The 20,987-nt window shown below is 63.7% G+C and carries 17 protein-coding genes and 2 pseudogenes; 11 read left to right on the plus strand and 8 right to left on the minus strand.

The window, feature by feature from the left end:
- Window positions 1-120 precede the first annotated feature (120 nt).
- The 3 genes from LDO15_RS23075 to LDO15_RS23460 form a co-directional block, all read right to left on the minus strand.
- On the minus strand, window positions 121-1,263 hold the full coding sequence (locus LDO15_RS23075; RefSeq protein WP_223987861.1) for a GGDEF domain-containing protein: 1,143 nt from the start codon (window positions 1,261-1,263) through the stop codon (window positions 121-123).
- A 338-nt stretch (window positions 1,264-1,601) separates the two neighbouring features.
- Window positions 1,602-1,859: a hypothetical protein gene (locus LDO15_RS23080; protein WP_223988187.1), complete on the minus strand. Its 258-nt coding sequence runs from the start codon at window positions 1,857-1,859 to the stop codon at window positions 1,602-1,604.
- Window positions 1,860-1,868: 9 nt separating this feature from the next.
- Window positions 1,869-2,354, minus strand: coding sequence for a hypothetical protein (locus LDO15_RS23460; protein ID WP_263428413.1), 486 nt, complete (start codon window positions 2,352-2,354; stop codon window positions 1,869-1,871).
- Window positions 2,355-2,502: 148 nt separating this feature from the next.
- Between LDO15_RS23460 and LDO15_RS23465 the strand changes: the two genes are divergently transcribed.
- Window positions 2,503-3,618, plus strand: a complete 1,116-nt coding sequence (locus LDO15_RS23465; protein ID WP_263428414.1) for a glycosyl hydrolase family 18 protein — start codon at window positions 2,503-2,505, stop codon at window positions 3,616-3,618.
- Window positions 3,619-4,340: 722 nt separating this feature from the next.
- Here the strand turns inward: LDO15_RS23465 and LDO15_RS23090 are convergent.
- A complete protein-coding gene (locus LDO15_RS23090; protein WP_223988174.1) occupies window positions 4,341-6,383 on the minus strand; it encodes a glycosyltransferase family 2 protein in 2,043 nt (680 codons plus the stop codon).
- A gap of 514 nt (window positions 6,384-6,897) precedes the next feature.
- Here LDO15_RS23090 and LDO15_RS23095 point away from each other — a divergent pair.
- The 8 genes and pseudogenes from LDO15_RS23095 to LDO15_RS23125 all read left to right on the plus strand — a co-directional run bounded on the left by LDO15_RS23095 (window position 6,898) and on the right by LDO15_RS23125 (window position 14,623).
- Entirely contained in the window at window positions 6,898-8,496 is a 1,599-nt protein-coding gene (locus LDO15_RS23095; protein WP_223987863.1) for a carbohydrate-binding protein, read from the plus strand.
- Between the two features lie 1,389 nt (window positions 8,497-9,885).
- Window positions 9,886-10,077, plus strand: a complete 192-nt coding sequence (locus LDO15_RS23100; protein ID WP_223987865.1) for a hypothetical protein — start codon at window positions 9,886-9,888, stop codon at window positions 10,075-10,077.
- A 65-nt stretch (window positions 10,078-10,142) separates the two neighbouring features.
- A complete protein-coding gene (locus LDO15_RS23105) occupies window positions 10,143-10,712 on the plus strand; it encodes a transposase family protein (RefSeq protein WP_223987867.1) in 570 nt (189 codons plus the stop codon).
- A pseudogene (locus tag LDO15_RS23470) lies at window positions 10,713-10,850 on the plus strand (ISL3 family transposase); the annotation flags it as partial. It lies immediately after the preceding gene.
- A 28-nt stretch (window positions 10,851-10,878) separates the two neighbouring features.
- Complete coding sequence (locus LDO15_RS23110; RefSeq protein WP_263428415.1) at window positions 10,879-11,409, plus strand: transposase; 531 nt, start codon at window positions 10,879-10,881, stop codon at window positions 11,407-11,409.
- 588 nt (window positions 11,410-11,997) lie between these two features.
- Window positions 11,998-12,408 (plus strand): hypothetical protein, encoded by a 411-nt coding sequence (locus tag LDO15_RS23115; RefSeq protein WP_223987869.1) that lies wholly within the window; start codon window positions 11,998-12,000, stop codon window positions 12,406-12,408.
- A gap of 1,479 nt (window positions 12,409-13,887) precedes the next feature.
- Window positions 13,888-14,031: a hypothetical protein gene (locus LDO15_RS23120; protein ID WP_223987871.1), complete on the plus strand. Its 144-nt coding sequence runs from the start codon at window positions 13,888-13,890 to the stop codon at window positions 14,029-14,031.
- Window positions 14,032-14,389: 358 nt separating this feature from the next.
- Window positions 14,390-14,623, plus strand: coding sequence for a hypothetical protein (locus tag LDO15_RS23125; protein WP_223987873.1), 234 nt, complete (start codon window positions 14,390-14,392; stop codon window positions 14,621-14,623).
- Between the two features lie 449 nt (window positions 14,624-15,072).
- Here the strand turns inward: LDO15_RS23125 and LDO15_RS23130 are convergent.
- Window positions 15,073-15,357: pseudogene (locus tag LDO15_RS23130) on the minus strand (SOS response-associated peptidase family protein); the annotation flags it as partial.
- A 908-nt stretch (window positions 15,358-16,265) separates the two neighbouring features.
- Here LDO15_RS23130 and LDO15_RS23140 point away from each other — a divergent pair.
- Together LDO15_RS23140 and LDO15_RS23145 are read left to right on the plus strand one after the other, a co-directional pair.
- A complete protein-coding gene (locus tag LDO15_RS23140; protein WP_223987877.1) occupies window positions 16,266-18,539 on the plus strand; it encodes a tyrosine-type recombinase/integrase in 2,274 nt (757 codons plus the stop codon).
- Window positions 18,536-19,051 (plus strand): hypothetical protein, encoded by a 516-nt coding sequence (locus tag LDO15_RS23145; RefSeq protein WP_223987880.1) that lies wholly within the window; start codon window positions 18,536-18,538, stop codon window positions 19,049-19,051. The genes LDO15_RS23140 and LDO15_RS23145 overlap by 4 nt, the downstream gene beginning before the upstream one ends.
- Window positions 19,052-19,293: 242 nt before the next feature.
- Here LDO15_RS23145 and LDO15_RS23150 read toward each other — a convergent pair whose 3' ends face one another.
- The 3 genes from LDO15_RS23150 to LDO15_RS23160 all read right to left on the minus strand — a co-directional run bounded on the left by LDO15_RS23150 (window position 19,294) and on the right by LDO15_RS23160 (window position 20,882).
- On the minus strand, window positions 19,294-20,058 hold the full coding sequence (locus LDO15_RS23150; RefSeq protein ID WP_223987882.1) for a cation transporter: 765 nt from the start codon (window positions 20,056-20,058) through the stop codon (window positions 19,294-19,296).
- Entirely contained in the window at window positions 20,055-20,381 is a 327-nt protein-coding gene (locus LDO15_RS23155) for a metalloregulator ArsR/SmtB family transcription factor (protein WP_223987883.1), read from the minus strand. The genes LDO15_RS23150 and LDO15_RS23155 overlap by 4 nt, the downstream gene beginning before the upstream one ends.
- A gap of 180 nt (window positions 20,382-20,561) precedes the next feature.
- Window positions 20,562-20,882, minus strand: coding sequence for an SOS response-associated peptidase (locus LDO15_RS23160; protein WP_346656003.1), 321 nt, complete (start codon window positions 20,880-20,882; stop codon window positions 20,562-20,564).
- Between the last annotated feature and the right edge of the window lie 105 nt (window positions 20,883-20,987).

Consider the following 20,987-nt stretch of genomic DNA (forward strand, 5'->3'; position numbering starts at 1 on the left):
CCAGCAGGCTCGCTGGCCCCGATGCCGATCGTCATGGCCTTCCTGGCCCTGCTTTCTCGCAGGAATCAACGCTCGGAGCGAATCCAGGCCAAGGTGTCACTCTCCAGCGCCGTGTGGGGGCTAAAGCTCTGCGGTGGTGGCCAGGACCGCCTGGTTCCTGCCCCGGGCCTTGGCCCGGTAGAGCGCGGCGTCGGCGGAAGCCAGTGCCGCTGTCACGGCGCCTCCGGCGTCCAGTCGGGCGATTCCGTAGCTGACGGTGGGCGGAGACTGTATCTGCCCGGAGTTCCTCAGGGTCGCGCTGATCTGTTCGGTGACGCGGACCGCCTGCCCAGGCGTGGCCCCGGGAAGAAAAAGGATGAATTCCTCTCCCCCGTACCGTCCCACGAGGTCATTGGACCGGACCGAACTCCTGCAGGCCGAGGCGAAGGCCCTCAGGGCGGCGTCACCGCCGGCATGGCCGCTGCGGTCGTTGACGGCCTTGAAGTGGTCCAGATCGGCCAAAATGAGGGAGCCGGAGTTTTCGGCGCCGCGGCGGCTGCCCAACGCGTCCTCCAACAGAGCCAGGAATGCGGCCCGGTTCAGCAGACCCGTCAGGCCGTCATGGCTGGCCCGGATACGGAGCGCCTCAGTGGCCTGCTCGGCGCTGAGGGCCGTGATGCTGAATGACACGACAATCAGGAGCGTGATGGTCAGCAGCGTGGTGATGCCGGACCCGAAGAACATGCCGAAGACCGGGCCGTCAGGCCCGTCCAGGATGAACGCCGCGCACCGTAAAAGGTAGAAAAGGGCCACGATCCCGGATGTGACAGCCATGGGCACTTCGGCCCCGTCAAATCCGCCTTTGCGCCGCCATAGCTCGCGGGAGGCAAGCCCGATCATGAGGGACATCGCCGCCAGAAAGCAGGGACCGCCGGACCAATTGTTGACCGAGGGATGATCCAGTGCGGACACTATCGCCGTGAGGGCCGGCGAGGTGGCAATCTGCCAGCCCCTCACTTTTTTCAGCCGCAGGGAACGGGCAGCGGCCCAGACGCAGCTGGCACCGAGAACCACTATCGCGTTTCCGGCCGGGTTGGCCCACCGCTGGTGCCAGGTGCCGTTGAGCAGATAGGCGGAAGAACCGAGGAGAAAAGCGGTGATCGCCAGACACCACCAGGCGCTGTACTCGGACCTGGTCGAACGGAACGTCACCAGGTAGAACAGCACCAACAGGGTGAACGCTGACACGCCAAAGGCAACGCGAAGACTGAATACCTCAAGCAATACGGCGACCTGCCTACGGACCGGGAATGTGGCACCAGTATGCCAGCAGAACCATCGCCTATAACATCCGTTACATTTATTGCGTTTCTGATCGCCGAGGACATGGTCGCTGGACCCGGTATGACTTACTCGCCTGTCACTGATGATCCGCTGCCTGAAATGCTGCATCAAGCGCGAGGTCTACGACCTCGTCAAGACATAAAGACGCCGGAGTCGCGGCTTGACAAACTATAGGATCATCAATGCGCTGAAGGAATCGACGATCGGACTGTACGAAACCGAGCTCATCTATCATCTCTGAATTAAAACCCGACACGCCGGTTCTGACTAAGTAATAGTCAGCCCCCCGGGTAATGAATCAATACGATGACCGACATGACCACTAAACGCCCCCGGGCAGTTGCTCTCATCACTTCTGTTTTGTTCATGATCGGTGTGGGAGCGGTCAGCACACTGCCGGCAGCGGCGGCCACCGCTCCCGGTGGTGTCGCTGTCACCTGGACCAACACCAGTGTCTGGACGAGCGGATTCCAGTCCGAGGTGAGTGTACGCAATACGTCGACCACCAAACTCAACCCGTGGCAGATCTCCTTCACCTATGGCAATCAGGTGAACACGCTGTGGAACGGCGTCCAGTTGCCCGCCGAGGGTGGTTTCGCTGTGGCGGCTCCTTCCTGGGCAACGACGCTGCCCGCGGGCAGCGCCACATCGTTCGGCTTGACCTCCTTCAAGGTCGGAACCGCCGCATTGTTCCCCACGGCCTGCACTGTGGTCGGTCTTCCAACGGGTGCCCCGGCAATCCCGTGTTCTATTAATGGAGCGGCCCCGACACCCACGCCCACCTCAACACCCACGCCCACCTCAACACCCACGCCCACCTCAACACCCACGCCCACCTCAACACCCACGCCCACCTCAACACCCACGCCCACCTCAACACCCACGCCCACCTCAACACCCACGCCCACGCCCACGCCCACGCCGACAGATCCGCCGGGATCGGCAGGCATTGTTGTCAAGTGGACCAACACGAACATCTGGACGGGCGGATTCCAGTCCGAAGTGGGTGTGCACAACGCTTCGTCCACCACGCTCAGTCCTTGGCAGATTTCATTCGCCTATGCACATAACGTCGACACGTTGTGGAACGGCCTTTTGGTGCCGGTGGAGGGTGGTTTTGCCGTAAAAAGCCCGAGCTGGGGCGCTCCGCTGACCTCGGGCGCCGACACATCGTTCGGCTTGACCTCTCTCAAAGTCGGCACCGCGGCCTCGTTCCCCACGGCGTGCAGCGTGATCGGTCTACCGGCCGGTGCGGCGGCCATCCCCTGCTCCATCGATGGAGCACCCGCGACCCCGACTGAAACCCCGGCGCCGACGCCGACGCCGACGGAAACCCCGGCGCCGACGCCGACGGAAATCCCGGCGCCGGCTGGCGGCAGCACCCTCATCGCCCCCTACGTGGACATGGGTGTGTGGCCGACCGCTGATCTGTCGGCGTTTTCTGCGGCATCCGGTGTCAAAGCCGTTACAGGGGCGTTCATCGTCGCTGACAGGTCCAGTGCCTGCAGCCCGACCTGGGCCGGATATACCGCCTACACGATCGGCTCGACAGGTGACTCCTTGGCCGGGATCTCGACGTTCCAGGCCGGGGGAGGACGGTTCATTGCTTCGTTCGGTGGTGCGATCAACGACGAGCTCGCTCGCGTCTGTACCAGCCCTGCCGCGTTGCTGAACGCGTATACGAGCGTTGTCACCCGATTCGGCCTGGACCGGATCGACTTCGACCTCGAGGGCACTGACGTCTCCGATTCGACCTCCAACCAGCGTCGCGCCACGACGGTCGCGGCTCTCCAGGCGCAGCGCGCCGCTGCCGGTCATCCTCTGCAGGTCTCTCTGACCCTCCCGGTCATGCCGTCCGGTCTCGTCGCGAGTGGTCTGCGCACCGTCCGGGAGTTCGCCGCTGCAGGGGTGAAGTTGTCTGCCGTCAACGTCATGGCGATGGACTACGGCGACGGGACCACCGCCATGGGAGCGGCGGCGATCTCCGCGGCGAAGGCAACGGCCACCCAGCTGGCCACTGTTCCCGCTTACGCCAGCCTGACCAGCGAACAGCGCCTTTCTCTGGTCGGCCTCACGCCGATGATCGGTGCGAACGACGTCGCAGGGGAAATCTTCACACTGGCCGACGTGGCTACAGTCAGCATGTTCGCCAAGGCCAATTCGCTCGCCAACCTCGGTTGGTGGGAGATGACGCGCGACCAGCCGTGCGCCGCCGGCATCCCGACGTACATGTGCTCCGGAGTTAGAGACCCGCGATGGGCGTTCTCGAAGGCGTTCGTCGCTGCGAGTCAGTAGCGGAGCGACTTACTCGCGGCGGATGCCTTCGTCGGGGGCCTCATCGAGAACGCTGCAGCGCTGGCGGCGCATTCCTTGGCCAGCAACCACGGGCTGAGCGGTGACCGAACTGCGCGAGGCAGCGAAGATCACTAAATCGCGGGTCCGCCGACCGTGCCAGTGAGGGGAACGGATCAAGCGTTACCACCCATCACAATCTCGTGGCCGGCGGATCCACGTTAGGGTAGGGCCAGCACAGCAGTCTCCTCGCTGATGGGCTGCTCCGCGCTCCCCAGCGGGTCGATCGGGCTGGAGACCACAGCGATTGCTGGGCGTCACGGGGTTCGGCTCATCCACGGCAGCCGACCGGAAGACACCGCAGCTGGGGCACCCCGGTGGTTGGTCGGCCTCGACAATGATCTGGCACCGGCCATCATCCAGCACGGAGGCAGAGATGAAGCGATAGCCGGCAGCCTGAAGATGCTGGTGGCAGCGTCGGAGGCCGCCCCGGTAGGCTCAGTCAAGGCTTGTGGTCCTGTTCCTGGTTGAATGCTTAGACACACTCAGCCCAACAGGGCCACGGGCCTCTTTCTTAGCTACGACACGTAATCAGTTCCCCCACCAACCACGAATGGCCAGCCCCCGGGCCCGGTTTCCGCGGAAGGAACTCAGCATCCTGAACGGTCCGGTCTCCGACTTGTGGGGGGGCCCGGGCCGCATATCCCGGATGGATCTATGGGGTGTTAGGCAGACCCGGCCCGTTTCCGGCGGTCCGCGGAACCCCGGAGGTCCCGGTTCAGCCGGCGGTCGCCATGATAAAGAATCGTTTCCCAGTCGACTTCCTCGGCTGTTTTGGCAATCACGGGGCTCTCCTTCACCTTCTTGGGGCGGGGACTGACATAAAGCCAGTTAACCATCCCGAGAAAAACATCCACGGCGGAGTTGAAGACGCCGATGTAGGCGCGGATGGCGCCTGCCGCCAGGACTGCGTTCAGTGAGGCGAATGCCACGTTGCCCCAGTTACCCACTTGGGCGTCCCGCCACACGGTCAGCAGCGAGAACGCCACAATCGCGTACGGCGTCAGGACGTAGATGGCCGGGGCCGCGGTGCGGTCCTTGACCTTCGGGGTGCGGGCGAATGGAATCTTATCTCCAGTGACTGCCTGCTGCAGAGATTTCAGCACCCCGGCCAGGTTCACCGGAAGCAGGACCAGGTTGAACCCGTAGATCCGGAAGATGTCACTGAAGCGGTGCCCACAGTCGCGCAGGTCGCTGCCCATGGCCAAGAAGTAGGGAAGGGCTGCGAGGAACACGATCGGGCTCAGCAGCCGGCTGTCGTAGGGGTAGGCCAGGAGGAAGAGCAGGCCGAAGCTTGACCATGCGATGGACGCCATGTAGTTCACCCGCAACAGCACCTCCCGGAACAGGATCGCCCGGCGCTCGGACCTGTGCTGGCGCAACTGCACCCACAGTTTGGGCAGGATCAGCAGGCCGCCGTTGGCCCAGCGCCGGCGCTGGACAATCAGAGAGCCGAAGTCGGGAGGGGTGGCGCTGTAACTGAGCCGTTCCGGGTAGTTCACCAGGGTCCAGCCGTGCTGGCCGAGATCGATGCTGGATTCGGTGTCCTCGATGACGGTCCGGTCCTGAATGTAGGTCCGGATCTCGAAGCCGCCGATGGACTCCACCTCGACGATGTCCTCCAGGGCGCGCTTGCGGATGACGGCGTTGGCCCCCACCCAGAAGGTCGCACCATAATACGTCATGCCCTGGTGGAGGATGTGCTGGAGGTCGGTGCTGGCACCGGCGACCCGCTCGATCCGGGTGGGCGCCCCACGGAAGGAGGAGTACGGCGTCTGGGTCACCGCGACGCGTTCGTTGCCGGCCGATTCGAGGAGGTACACCAGGCGCAGGCAGTAATCGCGCAGCAGGAGTGAGTCGGCGTCCAGTGTCAACAGGTATTCGGTGTCCGGGACGTCAAGGACCGGGCCCGGAATTTCAGGGCCGGCGCCGGCGGCCAGCTTGCGCAGGACGACGCCGTCGGCGGTTGTTTCCTCTGTCCAGCGGTGGCCCATCAGGGAGATGTAGGCGTTGAGGTTCATCGCCTTGTTCGCCTCGTGGGAGAGGCTGGCGTACTTCTTGCGCTCGAAGGTCTCAGTCTTCACGTTGAAGATCCAGGTCAGCCGGAGATACAGCTCGTCGAGCCTGGCCCGCGGAGGACAGGTGCGCTGCGCGGCGGCCGCGTGGAGGCCCAGTAGCACCAGGCGCAGTTCACGGGCCAGGCCCATAAGCACTAGATCCACGAAGAACTCGCCCACGTGGTCCTCAACCTTTTCGGCAGCGGCCATCGACTCCAGCCAAGCCGCCCCCGCCTCGTATTCGGAGATGAGGACTTCCAGCTCGGAGGCGTCGGTCCCTGGCCCCGCCGGGGCTGCATCAGCGCGGTACCGGAAGCCCGCCAGCGCCGCATTGGAGCGGGCGGCCGGGACACTCATTGCGGCGGCAATCTCAGCCGCCAGGACCCGAGTCTTGTCCAGCCTGGCCAGATCGGCCGGGTCCGAGGGGTGCGGCGGATCATCCAGCAGCAGAACAACCTTGAGATCCGGGAACTCCTGCAGGGCCGCGGACCACAGCGTCGCGCGTACCACCTGGGGTTCCTCGGCATAGGAGGGCACCAGCACGGTGATTCCCTGATGGTAGTCGGCGAAGTGCCGGTCCAGTTCCCCACGGGGAACCCGCGTGTGGTCCCGGAACCGGTAAAGCGCCCCTTGCCGGGCCAACAGATACATCAAAGCGGAAAAAGTCAGGAATGTTACGAGGACAAGATAAGAAATCGTCTCGAACTGAAATCTAAAACCCGGATTAGGATTATTTGCCTGCTCCCTGAGAATCGTGGAGATAACGTAGGCAATCCAGGCGGCCACCGTCGTGAGAATACCCAGCCGTCCGAGGATGATTTTCCGCCGGGAAGGCCGAGGATGAACAATCGACAGCGCTTCGGAGCGCTTCTCCGCCCCCCATTGACGGCGTCGCACCGTGCTTTCTTGCTCAGTGGGGACGCTTTCTGCATCAAGGCGCGGCAAAACAAGCTGATCAGACATTAGTCCCCATTGGCTGCAAGTCGGAGTTTCGGCATGTGCCAATGGCGGATCGCGCACGAGGCACCGGAATATTCTGGTGAGTGCCCTTATAATAATGCAAGCTCAGCCCGTTTCCGGACATCAGACACCCCGGCACTTGCTCGAACTGATCCCCACGGCCGGCGCATGGCCGACAACTCAACTTCCTGACAAAGGGGGCCCTGTGTCCGCAAGATTCCCAGGCCGCAAATTATCTGTTCTCCGGCTCAGCATCCTCACCGTCGTCGTCGCGGCTGTGGCTGTCGGCGGCGTGGCCGCATGGGGCAACTTCCAGGACGTCCGGGCAGCCGAGGCCATCCCGTCGGGCTTCTCCGGCTACGTCGATGTCACGGCGACGCCCCGCTACGCCTTCGAGGCGCCGGTGTCCAAGGAAGCAGGGAATGTGGTTCTTTCCTTCGTGGTGGCCGATCCGAAGGGCCCGTGCACGCCATCGTGGGGCGCCGCCTATTCCCTCTCAGAGGCAGCATCGGCCCTGGACCTGGACCGGCGGGTGGCACGGCTCCAGCAACTGGGCGGCACCGTGGCCGTTTCCTTCGGCGGACTGAACAACAACGAACTGGCTGCCGGCTGCACGGACCCGGAGAAGCTGAAGTCGGCCTACCGTGCCGTCGTGGACCGCTACAACGTCACCAGCATCGACCTTGATGTCGAGGGCGGGGCCCTCTCCGCGGCCGACGCGCTGGACCGGCGCTCCACTGCGATCGCAGCCCTCCAGCAGGACCGCCGGCGGGACGGCAAGGACCTGGGCGTCTGGCTGACGCTGCCGGCTGACCCTAACGGGATCACAACGGCGGGCAGCGACGCCGTGCGACGGATGATCACCGCCGGCGTCGACCTCGCCGGAGTGAACATCATGACGATGGACTACGGGGCAAGCAAGCTTCCAGGCCATTCCATGTACGAGAACGCGGTGTCCGCTGCGGAGGCCGCACACGGGCAGCTGACCGACATCTACCGGGCAGCAGGCAGAGAACTCGGCAGCGAAACGGTGTGGCGCAAGATCGGCATCACGCCCATGATCGGCCAGAACGACATCCCAGGCGAAATCTTCACCCTCACGGACGCCCAGGAGCTCAGCAGCTACGCGGCCGAGAAGGGAGTGGGCCGGCTTTCCATCTGGTCCCTCAACCGGGACCGAACCTGCAGCCCGAACTTCCCCGACATCAAACAGGTTTCGGACGGCTGCAGCGGCATTGACCAGGGCGGATCGACCTTCGCCACGATCCTCGGCGCCGGAGTCGCTGGCCCGGTTTCCGGGCCGACGGCTTCGGCACAGCAGACGGCGGTCCCCGCCATCACAGACAATCCGTCCACCAGCCCGTACCCGGTCTGGTCCGAGAACACCACCTACACCGCCGGAGAACGGATTGTGCGGCACTCCTACGTCTACGAGGCCAAATGGTGGACACGCGCCGACACCCCCGACGATCCGGTACTCCAGAACGGGACCACCCCCTGGCGCATCATCGGCCCCGTACTGCCCGGGGACAAGCCGACCCCGCAACTGACTGCACCTGAAGGTACGGCGCCGGAGTGGCAGCCGGCGACCGTCTACGTCAAGGGCGACCGGGTGCTCTTCGAAGGCCGCGTCTTCGACGCCAAATGGTGGACCCAGACAGACAGCCCCGACGCCTCGTTGCAGGGCTCCCTGGAATCGCCTTGGACCAAGCTGCCGGACGCGGAACTACTGAAGATCATGGCCACAGCGACAGCGGCCGCCGCGCCGGCACCCATGACGACGGCACCCGCTCCGGCGCCGTGAACGCCCTGGGTCAACGGGTCTGATTCAGCGGGGCCCGGGCAGGGCGAGCTTGCGGCAGCGGGCGCTGGTGCCGGAGACCCGCTGGGCGAGGCCTGCTGCCGGGAATAGGCCACGAGCCGCGGACTGCAGGAAACTGGCCAGGACACCCGGGTGGATCCTGACTCCTAGACGGTTTTGACCGGCGCGCTGAAACGGCGCGTCCAGGCCAGAACCGCCGGGATCCAGGGAGCCCGCGGCACCGCCCGGCCGGTAATCCGGGACATTCCGGGACATTCCGGGACATTCCGGGACATTCCGGGATCAAGTCTGCGCCGGAGGACCGCCCCCGGCAATAATGGCCGTCCGGACGCTCCGAATGCCCGAACCGGCATTTCACTTCATACTGTCTCGACAACCACGGCTCCGCAATCCCTAAGTCGGTCGGGCGCTCCCGTTCCCTGCATCGGCCATCCACCCGGACTGGACCTCCTCTCCCCCAGGCTGCAGTGATCTGGTCGCTGGCAGGCTGACGGCCACACTGGGCCTGGCTGGGCTGGCGGCTCCGGCCTTGTGCCCGTTGTCGACAGGCGGGCCGACTGTGGGGAAGATCTTAGTGGGGGCTGTATGTCCATAAGGGCCACAGGTCGGTGCCGTTGTACCGTTTGCTCACGTCCGCATTCCGGAACCCGGGGTCCTTGATTCCGGAAGCGGCGGGACGATTCCGGACTCAGCCGGAACGGGGGAACAAAGGAACAACCCATGGCAAGGCACCCGTTATGCTTTTCAGCACGCCCCTGCGGCCAGCCTCCCGCAGACCCGCTACCAGGCGGGCGTTACGGCGATGACGCCTCGAGGATACGCCGGCAGGCCTCGGAGATCATCAGGGCGGTGCTGGCCCATCCGGCGCCTGCGCATACCAGGGCCAGAGAACAGCTACGCGAACACGTGGCCGCACATCCCGGACAGCCGGAAAAGGCGCTGGAGAATCAGCTGATGTCCCTCAGGTCCCTGACCGGGTTTGCTGCGGTATCCCCGCCTGCGTTGCCGCCGGTGGCCACGTCCGTCGGGCAGCACCCGCTGGAAATGCCGGCCCCGGCAATACCGGAACCGCCTCGCCGATCGAGGCGGTTCCGAACGGCACGGTGTTTCTTCAAACAAAGATAGACGACGAGGCGAGCGACACTTCCGACGCGCTTCGCGCGGTCCAAAAACCAATTGCGTCCCGATCGGAATTCTGAACCCGGGCTCCCATGCGTCCGGGTATTCTCTGCCTCGACGTCCCGGGAAACCGTCATTCTCAACTGTGAATTAACCGCCAAACGAAGTTGACAGTCACACGCGAGGGCCTCTCCGGTCTGCCCGCATTGCTGGATGACTACTGCATCGAAACACACTCCCGGAGGAATCAGAATGAACGAAGAAGACCCCGCAGCACGCAAGGGGCGTGGTGAAGAAATTATTGCTATCCCTGTCATTGGAACCGTGATCAAACCGGCAACTGCGCGCAAGGTACAACGGCTGCTGGGCCTCTGGGTCATGTGGCATACCTGCGGAGGCTTGACGGCTCTTCAAGGTTGGTGGGGAATTGATTCCGTGTCGTAAGGGGCCCGTGGCCCTGCTGGGATGAGTGTGTCTAAGCATTCAAACCAGGAACAGGACCACGAGCCTTGACTGAGCCTACCGGGGCGGCGGCTGACGCTGCCACCAGCATCTTCAACCTGCCCGACTACCGCGTCATCTCCGCCACCGTGCTGGAGGACGGGCGCCGCCAGGTCATTGTCGAAACCGACCAGCCACCGGGCTGCCCCACCTGCGCTGTCGTGGCGACGCGGCGAAAGGAACGGCGCTTTCAGCGGATCCGCGACATTCCCGTGGCTGGCGCCGTGGAGGTTCTCTGGTCCAAGTACCGCTGGCACTGCGTGGAACCCGAGGGTCCCCGGCTCTCGTTCTTTGAATCCACCGCCCAGGTCCCGCGCCGCGCCCGCTCCACCGGCCGGCTCCGGGACCACGTCGTTGACGCGGTCATCAATTCCGGCCGGGCCGTGTCCGAGACCGCTGCCGCGTTCGCGGTGTCCTGGTGGATGGTCCGTGCCGCGCTGACAGAAGCCTGCCTTCTGACGCTGCCGGACGTGGATGAGCTCAGCCCGCGCATGCTGGGCATCGACGAACACCGGTTCCGATCAGTGCGGTATTTCCGTGACCCGGAATCCAGCTCGTGGATCCGGCACGAGCCGTGAATGACCACCATCGTGGATCTGGACACCGGGCAGGTCCTGGGCGTGGTCGACGGCCGGGATCACAAGGGCGTCGGGGACTGGCTCTTCGCCCGCCCGCTTCAGTGGCGGCTGGGCGTGCAGGTGGTCGCGATCGACCCCTCGGCCGCATTCGAAGAAAGCGTTGAGGATGTGGCTTCCCCGCACCGCGGTCGCGGTCGATCACTTCCACCTGGTGTCCCTGGCCAACCAGGCGGTGACCGAGACCCGGCAGAACCTCTCCCAGCAGGTCAAGGGCCGCCGCGGCCGCGGCATCGACAAGGCCTGGGCCCACCGGATGTTGCTCCTGCGCGCCGGCGACACACTCTCTGACACCGCGGCCCACCGCCTGGCTGAGGTCTTCGCCGCCGATGACGCCACCGGCAAGCTCCAGGCAGTCTGGAAGGTCAAGGAACAGCTGCGGGCCCTGCTGCGCACCAACTCGCTGGCCGACGCCGCCTCGGCGAAAGAGGAACTCAAGACCCTAGTTGAGGCCGCCGGAAGGCCGGAGACGAACAAGCTCTACCGCACTGTCTGCCGGTGGTGGAACGAGATCGAAGTCCTCATCGTCACCGGCGCCACCACCGGCAAGGTCGAAGCCAACAACACCGGAATCAAGCACATAAACGCACCGCCCGCGGCTACCGCAACGCAGGGAACTACAAATCGATTATCCTCATGACCAGTGCCGCCCGGACGGCGGCATGACACTCATCCGGGAATCAATTTCCCCATGAACCTTGAAGAGCCGCTTTGACGGACTTGTAGACCAGAATCTGATCCCTCACACGAGGCTCGACCAGAACCTGGGGGAGTTTCAGCGGCTCTTCGGCGTCCACATTGACGATTGGATGCCGGAAACGGGCGCGGCCATGAAAAAAGAAGGTGCCTGATGTGTGAATTCTGCGAGGGAATGGGACTGAACTGGTCCGACTGTCTCGACTGCGGCTATGAGTTCATCTGGAAGCACTGGTATGCCGATGCGATGGGGCCGCCCGTTGCGGGGATTCCGGCCGGCACTCCCCACGCCGAGAACGCGACGGAGTCTCCCTCGTGGGTTCCCACGCTTCCCCCTCTCTTTGCGTCGAGTGCGCGCCTGGGGGTATGTCTATCCGATGCCGACTCCCGACGAGCTGGCATGGATGCAGCGCCAACATCGGTAACCCGCACCCCCGCAACGCCCGAACCGCGCGCCAGCGCCGAGGACATCGGGGCGCTGTGTTACGGGGATGACTGGTATTCCAGACAGCAGGACGCCCACAATGGAGTTATGGACCCGATAGATCCAGACCTGGCGCTGGCCTTTACCAGCGCCGCCGCTGTCGGTTCTTCCATGATCCGCAGCTTCCGCATCGACGATGCGAAAGCCTGCACCCGACTCTGCCGCAGAATCCTCACGTTCGCGGCAGCTCCCCCACCCTCAGACCTGGCCGGCATCGTCCGTACACTCACCGGTCTGGACAACATCATGACCGCCCTGCGCCTCCTGACCCGCCGCCTGGACCCGCTCGGGACCATAGACACCGTCCACCTGCGCAACGCCTACGCCGCCATCAGCTCGCTCCGCGATGTTCTGGCCTCCAGCCCGCCGGCTGACCTTCAAGCCGCCCGGAAATGGATGAGCTCCGTCGACAGTCACAGGAATCCGCCCTTGAACCTCGCACACTCTCGTCACCGATAAGCCGCACCGGCGGGCCGGGAAGAGCAGGCGCCGGCGCACCGCAGGCGCCTGAAAAGCGGCCAGCAGTCGTGAGCGATACCTTAACCCGTTCCTGGCCGGACACAAAACGCCCCCGTACCGGTTGGGGGATCGGTACGGGGGCGTTCACGGCTTGCCCCGCCACCACTGGGGGAAGTGCGGCGGGACTTATAAAACATAGACCGGGAGAAGCGCAAGTCAAAAACCGCTGCCGGGGTATGACGAAGGGCGGCTACCGTAAGCGTGGGAAAGTGGCTCGCGACAACCATGGTGGGGGCGGGCCACACAGCCTTCCGGGCGCATTGGCCCCAACGGTCCGTTCCATGGTCTCGGCGCCAGTCCGCGGCAGTCACTCGCCGCGGCGTTCACCTCCGCTGGTCACCCATCACCGGGAACGGCCGAACTCGGTCCAGGCGTTGCACCGGCGCCGCCCCGACTGCGAGGTATTTCGGGGCCCATCCGGCTCCGAAGTCTCCGAATCGCTCACAGGCTGCCGCACCAGTCGGGCGCACACGGCTCTCCTGACGCGCGAGTGTCATCCGCAGACCCGCACCGGTCAGAGGATCCGGGCCGGGGGCCTTGGGGCATACGGCCAGTTCCGGTCCATCACTCCCCTGCGCTGCAGCCTGTCGCGGCCGTGAAGGCGGCGTTCGCGTAGACGATGTGTTGGTCCGCATCGGCAACAAGCCCCCGCAGAACAGCATTCAGAGCGTGGCCGAGCAACGAGTGAGGATCCAACACGGGCACAGGCCTCGCCCCCTCCGGCATTGGAACCCATTGATGATGACCCTGGCCAGCAAACCTGAACATGTCCGAGGAGTGACCGCGCAGCCCCCCTCACTCGATGCCACCACTTCACGACAGAACCGCCATCAGAATCAGTCTATTCAGCTGCGTCCCCCAGGAGAATGAGATCCCCCCAGAACAACAAAGATTGTCTTTGCCCCCGGCTCGGTGCGGTATTGAGGTAATAATCGCCTCAGACGCCATGCAGTATCAAAATTAGGAGCCGTCTTGGTAACCAGAAAAATACGTAAGTTACCCCAGGTAATTAACAGAACCAAGTAAGCCGCCTTAGTAACTAGCGGCCGGGCAGGCGCATTGATCCCGGAGGGCTGGCCAGCCACCGGCGGCGTAGTCGACCAAAAGGGTGGAGTTGCCTGCCTGAGGCGCTGACCAGCTACAATATCGAAAAAAGGGACAGCCCGCCCTCGGCCAAGGGGGTCGAAGGTGGGCCTCCCTTGAGACCGCGCCTCGCCAGGCAAGAATCTCGAGACACAGAATCCAAATGGCAGGACGCCTCCTATCAATCGCACGGCACGTGCGTGATATCGATCACATGTGAGCTTATGTTCTCATTCTTGAGCTTCATGGAAGCGTCATTTATCGTCTTCCAGAATCCGTCACGTCATATGAGCCCATTACGCTTCTTGACGAAACCTTAGAGTAAGGGTTTGTGGAATGGTTGAACGAAATTCGCTGCGCTACCGATACTTCGACAAAGAGCATGGGCGATCCCGTCGGCTCAGGATCAGCTCGTACGTTTTCCTGGGCCTGCTGGCACCGGCCACAGCTGTCGTCGTCTATTACGCCCTTACCAGATAAGGCCTGACAAGCCTGTCTCCAGGACAGCAACGCATCCCGGGGCGCCGATCGGGCATAGAGCCCCACCCGTGTCGAGAGCGACTGAGGAGCAAGTGCCAGAGGAAGCCTTCTCGGCCTTCCTCTCAAAGACAAGGAACTCATCATCACCGATCTCAGCCTGAACACCACCACCGGTAAAATTCATCCGGACCCCATGCCAACAATTCCTCCCCGTCACGAAGCGATGAACACCGTGCCGATTCTGCCCCCAGTGCTGGATGACCGACGGCTGCGGAAAATGGCAGAGGAGACCAGCTGTGAAACAGCCGAACGATTCGCCGCAGGCTACCGCCGGCTGCTTCCTCACCGGGTCCAACGCATGACCGATTCCGTGCGCGTCGAAGAGACGGAAGCGGCCATGGACGCCGCCCTGAGCCTGAAAACCAGCTCCGCTCTCGTCGGCGCGCTTCGGATGGAACGCATCTGCCTCCACCTTCAACAGGCGCTGGACAGGTCGGAAAGCCACACGGCCGAAAAGGCCTGCCAGGAAGCAGAAGACCACCTTCCCCACCTGACAGCAGCCCTGGCCAACAGAGTGGTCGCACAGAATTAGCTGACCGCCTGGACATCTGCTCCACGCTCTTCAGCGGCGGCGAAAAGAGAAGAGTGGGGGTATGGAACCAGACCCGATAACGACCATAGGCGCCGCCATCACGATCACTCGTGGTGCCGGCAAATCGACATCGCCGTAACCAGCTACGGGACGGTCCCGGGTGCAACGTCGCTTGAGTCACCGTCAGGAACTCTGCCTAAGCTCGTTCCCACGTCCGGCGGGAAGTACTCCCTGCACCCAGCTTCCGACGCGAGTCGACGGCCTGAGATCCTTGCCGTTACACGGCCAATGCTTTGAACGTCTGAATGTGCGACGTCCCATTAAAAACCACCGACGTCTGCTAACTGATTCCGGACGCCGGCCAGGGAAAGCATGGTCTGGATATGAGATCTTCCTTCGGTGCGTTTGCCGCTTCGCAGGGCCGCCGTCGGCGGCTCGGGAGGGGTAGGTCAGGTGGCCGGGTCGATGAGTTCGGGGCCGTTGTTGCGGACGCTGTTTACCCGGTCGGTGACCACCGTCGGTGTCAGGGCCGGTTCGGGAATGCCGTCCAGGATCTTTTGCACTTCCGTCTTCAGCACGGTGCAGCTGAACAGCCACCGGTGCGGGTCATCCACCGGCAGGGGCGGGTCGGGCCAAAACTCATAGAGCCCGGCGAAGGCCAGCAGCTCGTTCTTCTCGGAGTGGAGGTAATGGGGGATCTTTTTCCCGTCCGGGGTTTTCTCCCATTCATAATATCCCTCGGCCGGGTTATCCGGTACTCATACCCCGTGGTCTTCAACGTCTTCAACAAGCAGGCTTCCGCTCCCGGTAAGCGTCGAAGCCGGGGTTATCCGGTACTCGTCTTTGACGCTAGCTAACTGGCGTGTCGCTGCAACGTCAGAGGAACGACCGGGCGGATTATGGGCGTGAGCTTGGCGAAGGAGCCGCGCATGAGAGTGCAAAGCATAAGGCTGGAGGGCGAAGAGCCCACGTGGACCTGATCTGCTGCCTGTGCGGGAGATCGAGCCGTACCTTGAGTTCCTGCGGCAGACGGACGCATCCCCGAACAGAGTGAAGGCTTATGCACGAGGGTTGGCGTTGTGGTGGGAATTCCTCGAGCTCCGCGGTCGGAACTGGGACCGGTTCGGTGTTGAGGACCTAACGGGATTCCTCGGCTGGATGCGGTCAGGGCTTCCGCCGGGAGTTGCGTCATTGTCCGCCGTGCCAGCACGCATCTCGGATGCCACGGCGTCCCAAAGACTGCAGGCAGTTCGGTCCTTCTACGTGTTTCACCAGTGGCGCGGCCTGGAAGGAATTCCGGCACTGTTCGTAGGGCGGGAGTCCAGCTCGCCGTACGTGTCGTTCCTGGCACACATACGGAGAGGTTCTCGTGCGGCGTCGGTGAAGGTCCGTCGGAGGCGGCAATCGGCGCCGACGTTGACGCCGGCTCAGATCGACTTGATCAAGGACAGTTGCGCGCGATGGGATCCCGCCGCGCGGTCGTGGTCAGGATCGGTCAGAGACCGGTTGTTCTTCGCTTTGCTTGAGGAAACAGGTGTACGGCTTGGCGAGGCGCTGTCATTGCAGCATCGGGACTGGCATTCGGGCGGCGGAGAGAATCCGTTCATCGAAGTGGTCCCGCGCCCTCATCCCCACGGGGCGCGTGAAGGGCGGAAATTACCGCAAACTCTACATTTCAGATGAGCTGGATCGGCTCTACGCCGAGTACGTCTGGCGCCTGTGTGAGGACGGCCTCGACCTGGCAGTCGATGACATCGACGGGTCGTACGTTTTCGTGAATATTGCAGGCGGTAGGCGTTTCGCCCCGCTTCGGCCGGAGACAAGCGGGGCTCCGGGCTTCGACGCAGCACGGAATGAGGAACTGCTCGATGCTGTCCCGCAGGGGTTGCGGCTGCTGCATTACACCCGGGACTCGGTACCGGCGGAGTATCTGGGTTCGTTCGGTTTCTACCATGGCAAGATCGGCAACATCCATCTCGACGGCCTCGGCACAACGATGCAGAACGAGTTTATCTTCGCGATCTGGCGCATCGTCGAACTCGGCGGGCGAGTGCCCTGCGCGCCACTGGCGTTACTCCTGAGGGAGCTCGCCGCGACGTCGGAACGGCTGCAGCGGGCGGCCCAGCCGTTCAAGAGCGTGATGGACTATACGCCGGCCGAATGGCGCACAGAGCTGTCTACGACCTGGGTCCGACGGACGCAGCAACTGCCGAACTCGAACACGCTGCGCACGATCTTGGCGCCGCTGGACCGGATCAGCAAGCTGCTCTGGTTCGCCTACGACACAAGACCGTGGTGGCAACGAGAGATCTGGGACCTGACGATGGACCCGAGGATCCCCCGACGGCCACAGGAGATGCTCGCGCAGGTAGCGATTCACTGGCACCGCCTCCAGCCTGAATGGCTTCGTCGCGGCACGATGTTCTATGTCAAAACCCAGATCGAAGGCGGCGATCTGTCATGGTCAAGCGCGCACGGCCGCTACGACTGGCTCCTACCCTTCGGTGACTTCGTCGTTTCCCGGGATCTCCCCGGCCCACAACTCACTCCAGATCCGGAAAGGCTGCGCCCGCTGATGTTGGAGTTTCTGGCAGACGTCCGCCAGGCGAAGTCGCGCACCGGCAAGAACAAGGGCAAGCCGCGGTCCGTCGGAAGCATCGCATCAATCACAGCAGCCGTCCGGGGTCTTTACGCATTCATGAACGACTTCGGCCCTGAAGCCGCGGTCGCAGTTGGCGATGAGCGTTGGGCGGGAATCGGGAACGAGTACCTGCGATTCTGGAGACTTGGCGACATTCCACGCAACACCCAGAAACATCGATACGACGAACGCCACCTGATTAGCGACGCCAACATGGCAGCTCTGGCCGCACACGCTCACCTGCTAAGTTCTCCCCGCTCAAGCAGCGGCCTGGAAGATGAACAGGCGATGCGCATCCTTCTCCTAATGATGAAGACAGGACGTCGAATCAACGAGATCTGCATGCTGGATCTCGACCCGATCATCGCTGTCGAGGGACCCACACCTGAGGGTGAACAAATCGCCAAACTGCGCTACCAGCAGACCAAAATAGATGACGCTCCGAACACAATACTCATCGATCAGGAAGCGATAGCCATCGTTGCTGAGCAGCGCCGGTGGCTCACCGAGCACTTCGCTGAGGACATTACGCCGAAGTACCTGTTCGTACGGGCCCAAAGCAATTTGCAAGGCGTTCATCCCTATCAGGCCGGGCAGTTCCGGAACCAGCTACGTCGCCTTGTTGCCCTCGCCGGCCTGACCGAACCCGACGGGACCGCGCTGGATTTGGGCAAAACACACCGGTTCCGGCACACGAAAGCGACCAGCCTCATCAACGGCGGTGTCCCCCTGCACGTCGTCCAGCGATATATGGGCCACCTAAGCCCGGAGATGACCATGCACTACGCGCAGACCCTGGACGCAACAGCCAAAGCAGAGTTCCTCCGCGTCCGGAAGATCACGGCGTCCGGCTCCCAACCCGGAATGGCGACTGACGACCTCTACGAACTGATGGCTTTGGACTCGCGCACCGACCGCGTGCTGCCGAACGGCTGGTGCACGCTCCCACCCGCCAAAACCTGCGACAAGGGCAATGCTTGCCTCACCTGCAACCTCTTTGTCACCGACGAAAGGTTCCTCGGTGTTCACGAGGGCGAGATTGTCGCCCTCGACCAGCTCATCGACCGGCGGCAGGCCGCGCACCAGGAACATACAGGGCAGCCCATGAGCGAAAACCACGTCTGGCTCACGCTTCGGCGCCGGGAACAGCGCGCGCTCAAGACCATCGTAGATTCGCTCAAAAAACAGCCGGACGGCGCTCCTGAGCCACTTCGCGGCGCAGGAGCACAATCCCGGATCGCCGCGGACCGACACGATAAGGAGGACTCGCAGTGAGCCGAGGCAACCCCGAGTTGCTCGCGCAGGCTGCTGCACGAAAACGCCAGGCAGCACGAGACCGTGCTGATGCCGGGATACGAGCGCTCCTCAAGGTCGGCGCCCCCATCACTTTCGAGGCCGTGGCCGCAGCGGGGAACGTTTCCAAGGATTTCCTTTACCGCACGACCGACCTGCGCGACCGTATTCAAGACCTTCGCAAGCGCACTACGGGCAAGCCGGGAGTCGCCCCGTTGGGGGAGCCCGCCGCAGCAACGACGACGAGCAGTGTGGTCCGCACGCTCACCATTACCCTCAGAGAGGAGCGCTCCCGGCATCGGGCCGAGATCTCCGAACTCAAGACCGCCCTAGAAGCCGCCCACGGCGAGCTGTTGAGGCTACGGCGCCTCCATGGGGACTCGGGGCAGGATGATGCGCCAAATAACTTCTCGAAGCGCCTACCCTCCGGCCAGCGTGTGAGCCCCGGCGGCCAAGGCGAGGATGACCGCCGCGACGGCGGCACTAGGGGGTAGCTGGAACGGCGCTTTGTCGGAACATGGTGCGCCTTCTCTTTCGTTCGGGGCGGCGGCCGCCGGTTCACGCAGGTCAGTCTCGGGCTCCTCTTGCCGGGAATCCCCAGCGCCTACATAGCGGCGTCGGCGAGGAAGGATCCGATGATCTCCGCAATGATCACGGTGAAGGTAATGGCGAAGACGAGGATCAGTTCGCCCCCGGTTCCCTGCTGCGGCCGCGCCGTGGTCGTGGTCGCGCCCGCTCATGCGTGCCCGTCCGGGCGGGTGCCGGTCAGCGTGATGTCTTGCTGTCCGAGCCCTGACCCGCACCCCTCGCAACAGCCGTCGGCGGAAGATTCATCCGGACCGTGTCCTGCGTCTCCGGGCGCCTCAGCTGCATGGGGAACAGTGCAGCATACGTCGCCCTGCCAGGCGCTTATGCCTTCCCGGACGGCGATGACAGCGATGACCAGCGCGGCGGCCGCGTCGGCCCACCACCAGCCCAGGGTGCTGTTGAGGACCAGGCCCATGAGCAGGACGGCCGAAACGTAAGTGCACAGCAGAGTCTGTTTGGAATCGGCAACCGCGGTCCGGGATCCGAGCTCCCGTCCGGCGCGGCGCTGCAGCCAGGACAGGACGGGCATGATGGCCAGGCTCAGTGCAGCGATGATGATGCCCGGTGTGGAGTGCTGCGCTTCGCCGCCGCCGGCCAGGGAGGTCACGGAGTCGAAGGTGACGAACGCGGCGAGGGCGAAGAAGGAGATCGCGATGAGCCGCAGCGTCAGATGCTCGCGATGCTCGGGATCCTTGGCGGAGAACTGCCAGGACAGGGCGAGGGCCGAGGCCACCTCGATCACTGAATCCAGTCCGAACGCGATCAGCGCCGAGGATTCCGCGACGCCACCGGCCCAAAGGGCGACAACGGCCTCGATAACGTTGTAGCTGATGGTCGCGGCGGCGAAGAGCCGGATCCGGCGGCTCAGAACGGCGCGGCGGGCCGGGGCTGGCGCGAGTTGGGAGGTGCTCACGTCAGGCACGTCCCGTCAGGTGCGCAGCAGGACGGGTCCACAGCCAGCACGACGCCGAGCAGGTCACCGATCGCGTGTCCCAGCCGGGCATCGGCGAGCTCGTACCGGCTCCGCCGACCGTCCGGAACAGACACGACGAGGCCGCAGCCGCGAAGACACGTCAGATGGTTGGAGATGCTCTGTCGCGATACGCCCAGAGAATCAGCCAGGTCCGACGGGTAGGCGGGTGCCTCCGCGAGAGCCAAAAGAATCCGAGCCCGGGTCGGATCCGAGACCGCGTAGCCGAACCGCGCCAGCACCGGTGCATGCGTGAGTGTTACCATGACTTGAAAGTACAGCGATAGATGTATCCACGCAATTCTGTACCTATATTTGCCCGGTCCACCCCCAACCGTCCCGGCTGCTACTCGATCTTCAGCGGCAAAAAGTCTGGAGAGGTGGAGCGCTTGAGGACGCGTCTTCAACACTCCCGACCCGCAGCTGCCCGGACGACGGGTAAAGGACTACAGATAAGCCGGGATCAGAGCCCGCCGCTTGATCGCCGCCTTGCGGAAAGCCGGCTTCTCCAGAATGGATTCGCTCCGGGCGTTAATCAGCTTCGAGCCGATCTTCACATCCTTGACCCAGGACGGGACGAGGCCCCAGCGGGCGATCAACAGCCGGCGCTCCACGGCGTCCTCATCCAGCCGCTCGGCGATGATCGGGACATCCTGGGTCGGCGCCACATTCCAACTCGGCGCAGGCGGGCTGCCCTCGACGTCCTTCGCCTCGAAATGACGCAGGAGATCCCCGGTCGCCTTGGACATCACGTACCTGCCGCACATGCCTTAATTCTCCCCCGTTACATTTATTGGGTTCCCGACCGCCGGGGACATGGTCGCTGGACCCGGTATGACTTTCCTGCCCTGTCACTGATGATCCGAATCTTC

The organism is Arthrobacter sp. NicSoilB8, assembly GCF_019977355.1.
Lineage (GTDB): Bacteria > Actinomycetota > Actinomycetes > Actinomycetales > Micrococcaceae > Arthrobacter.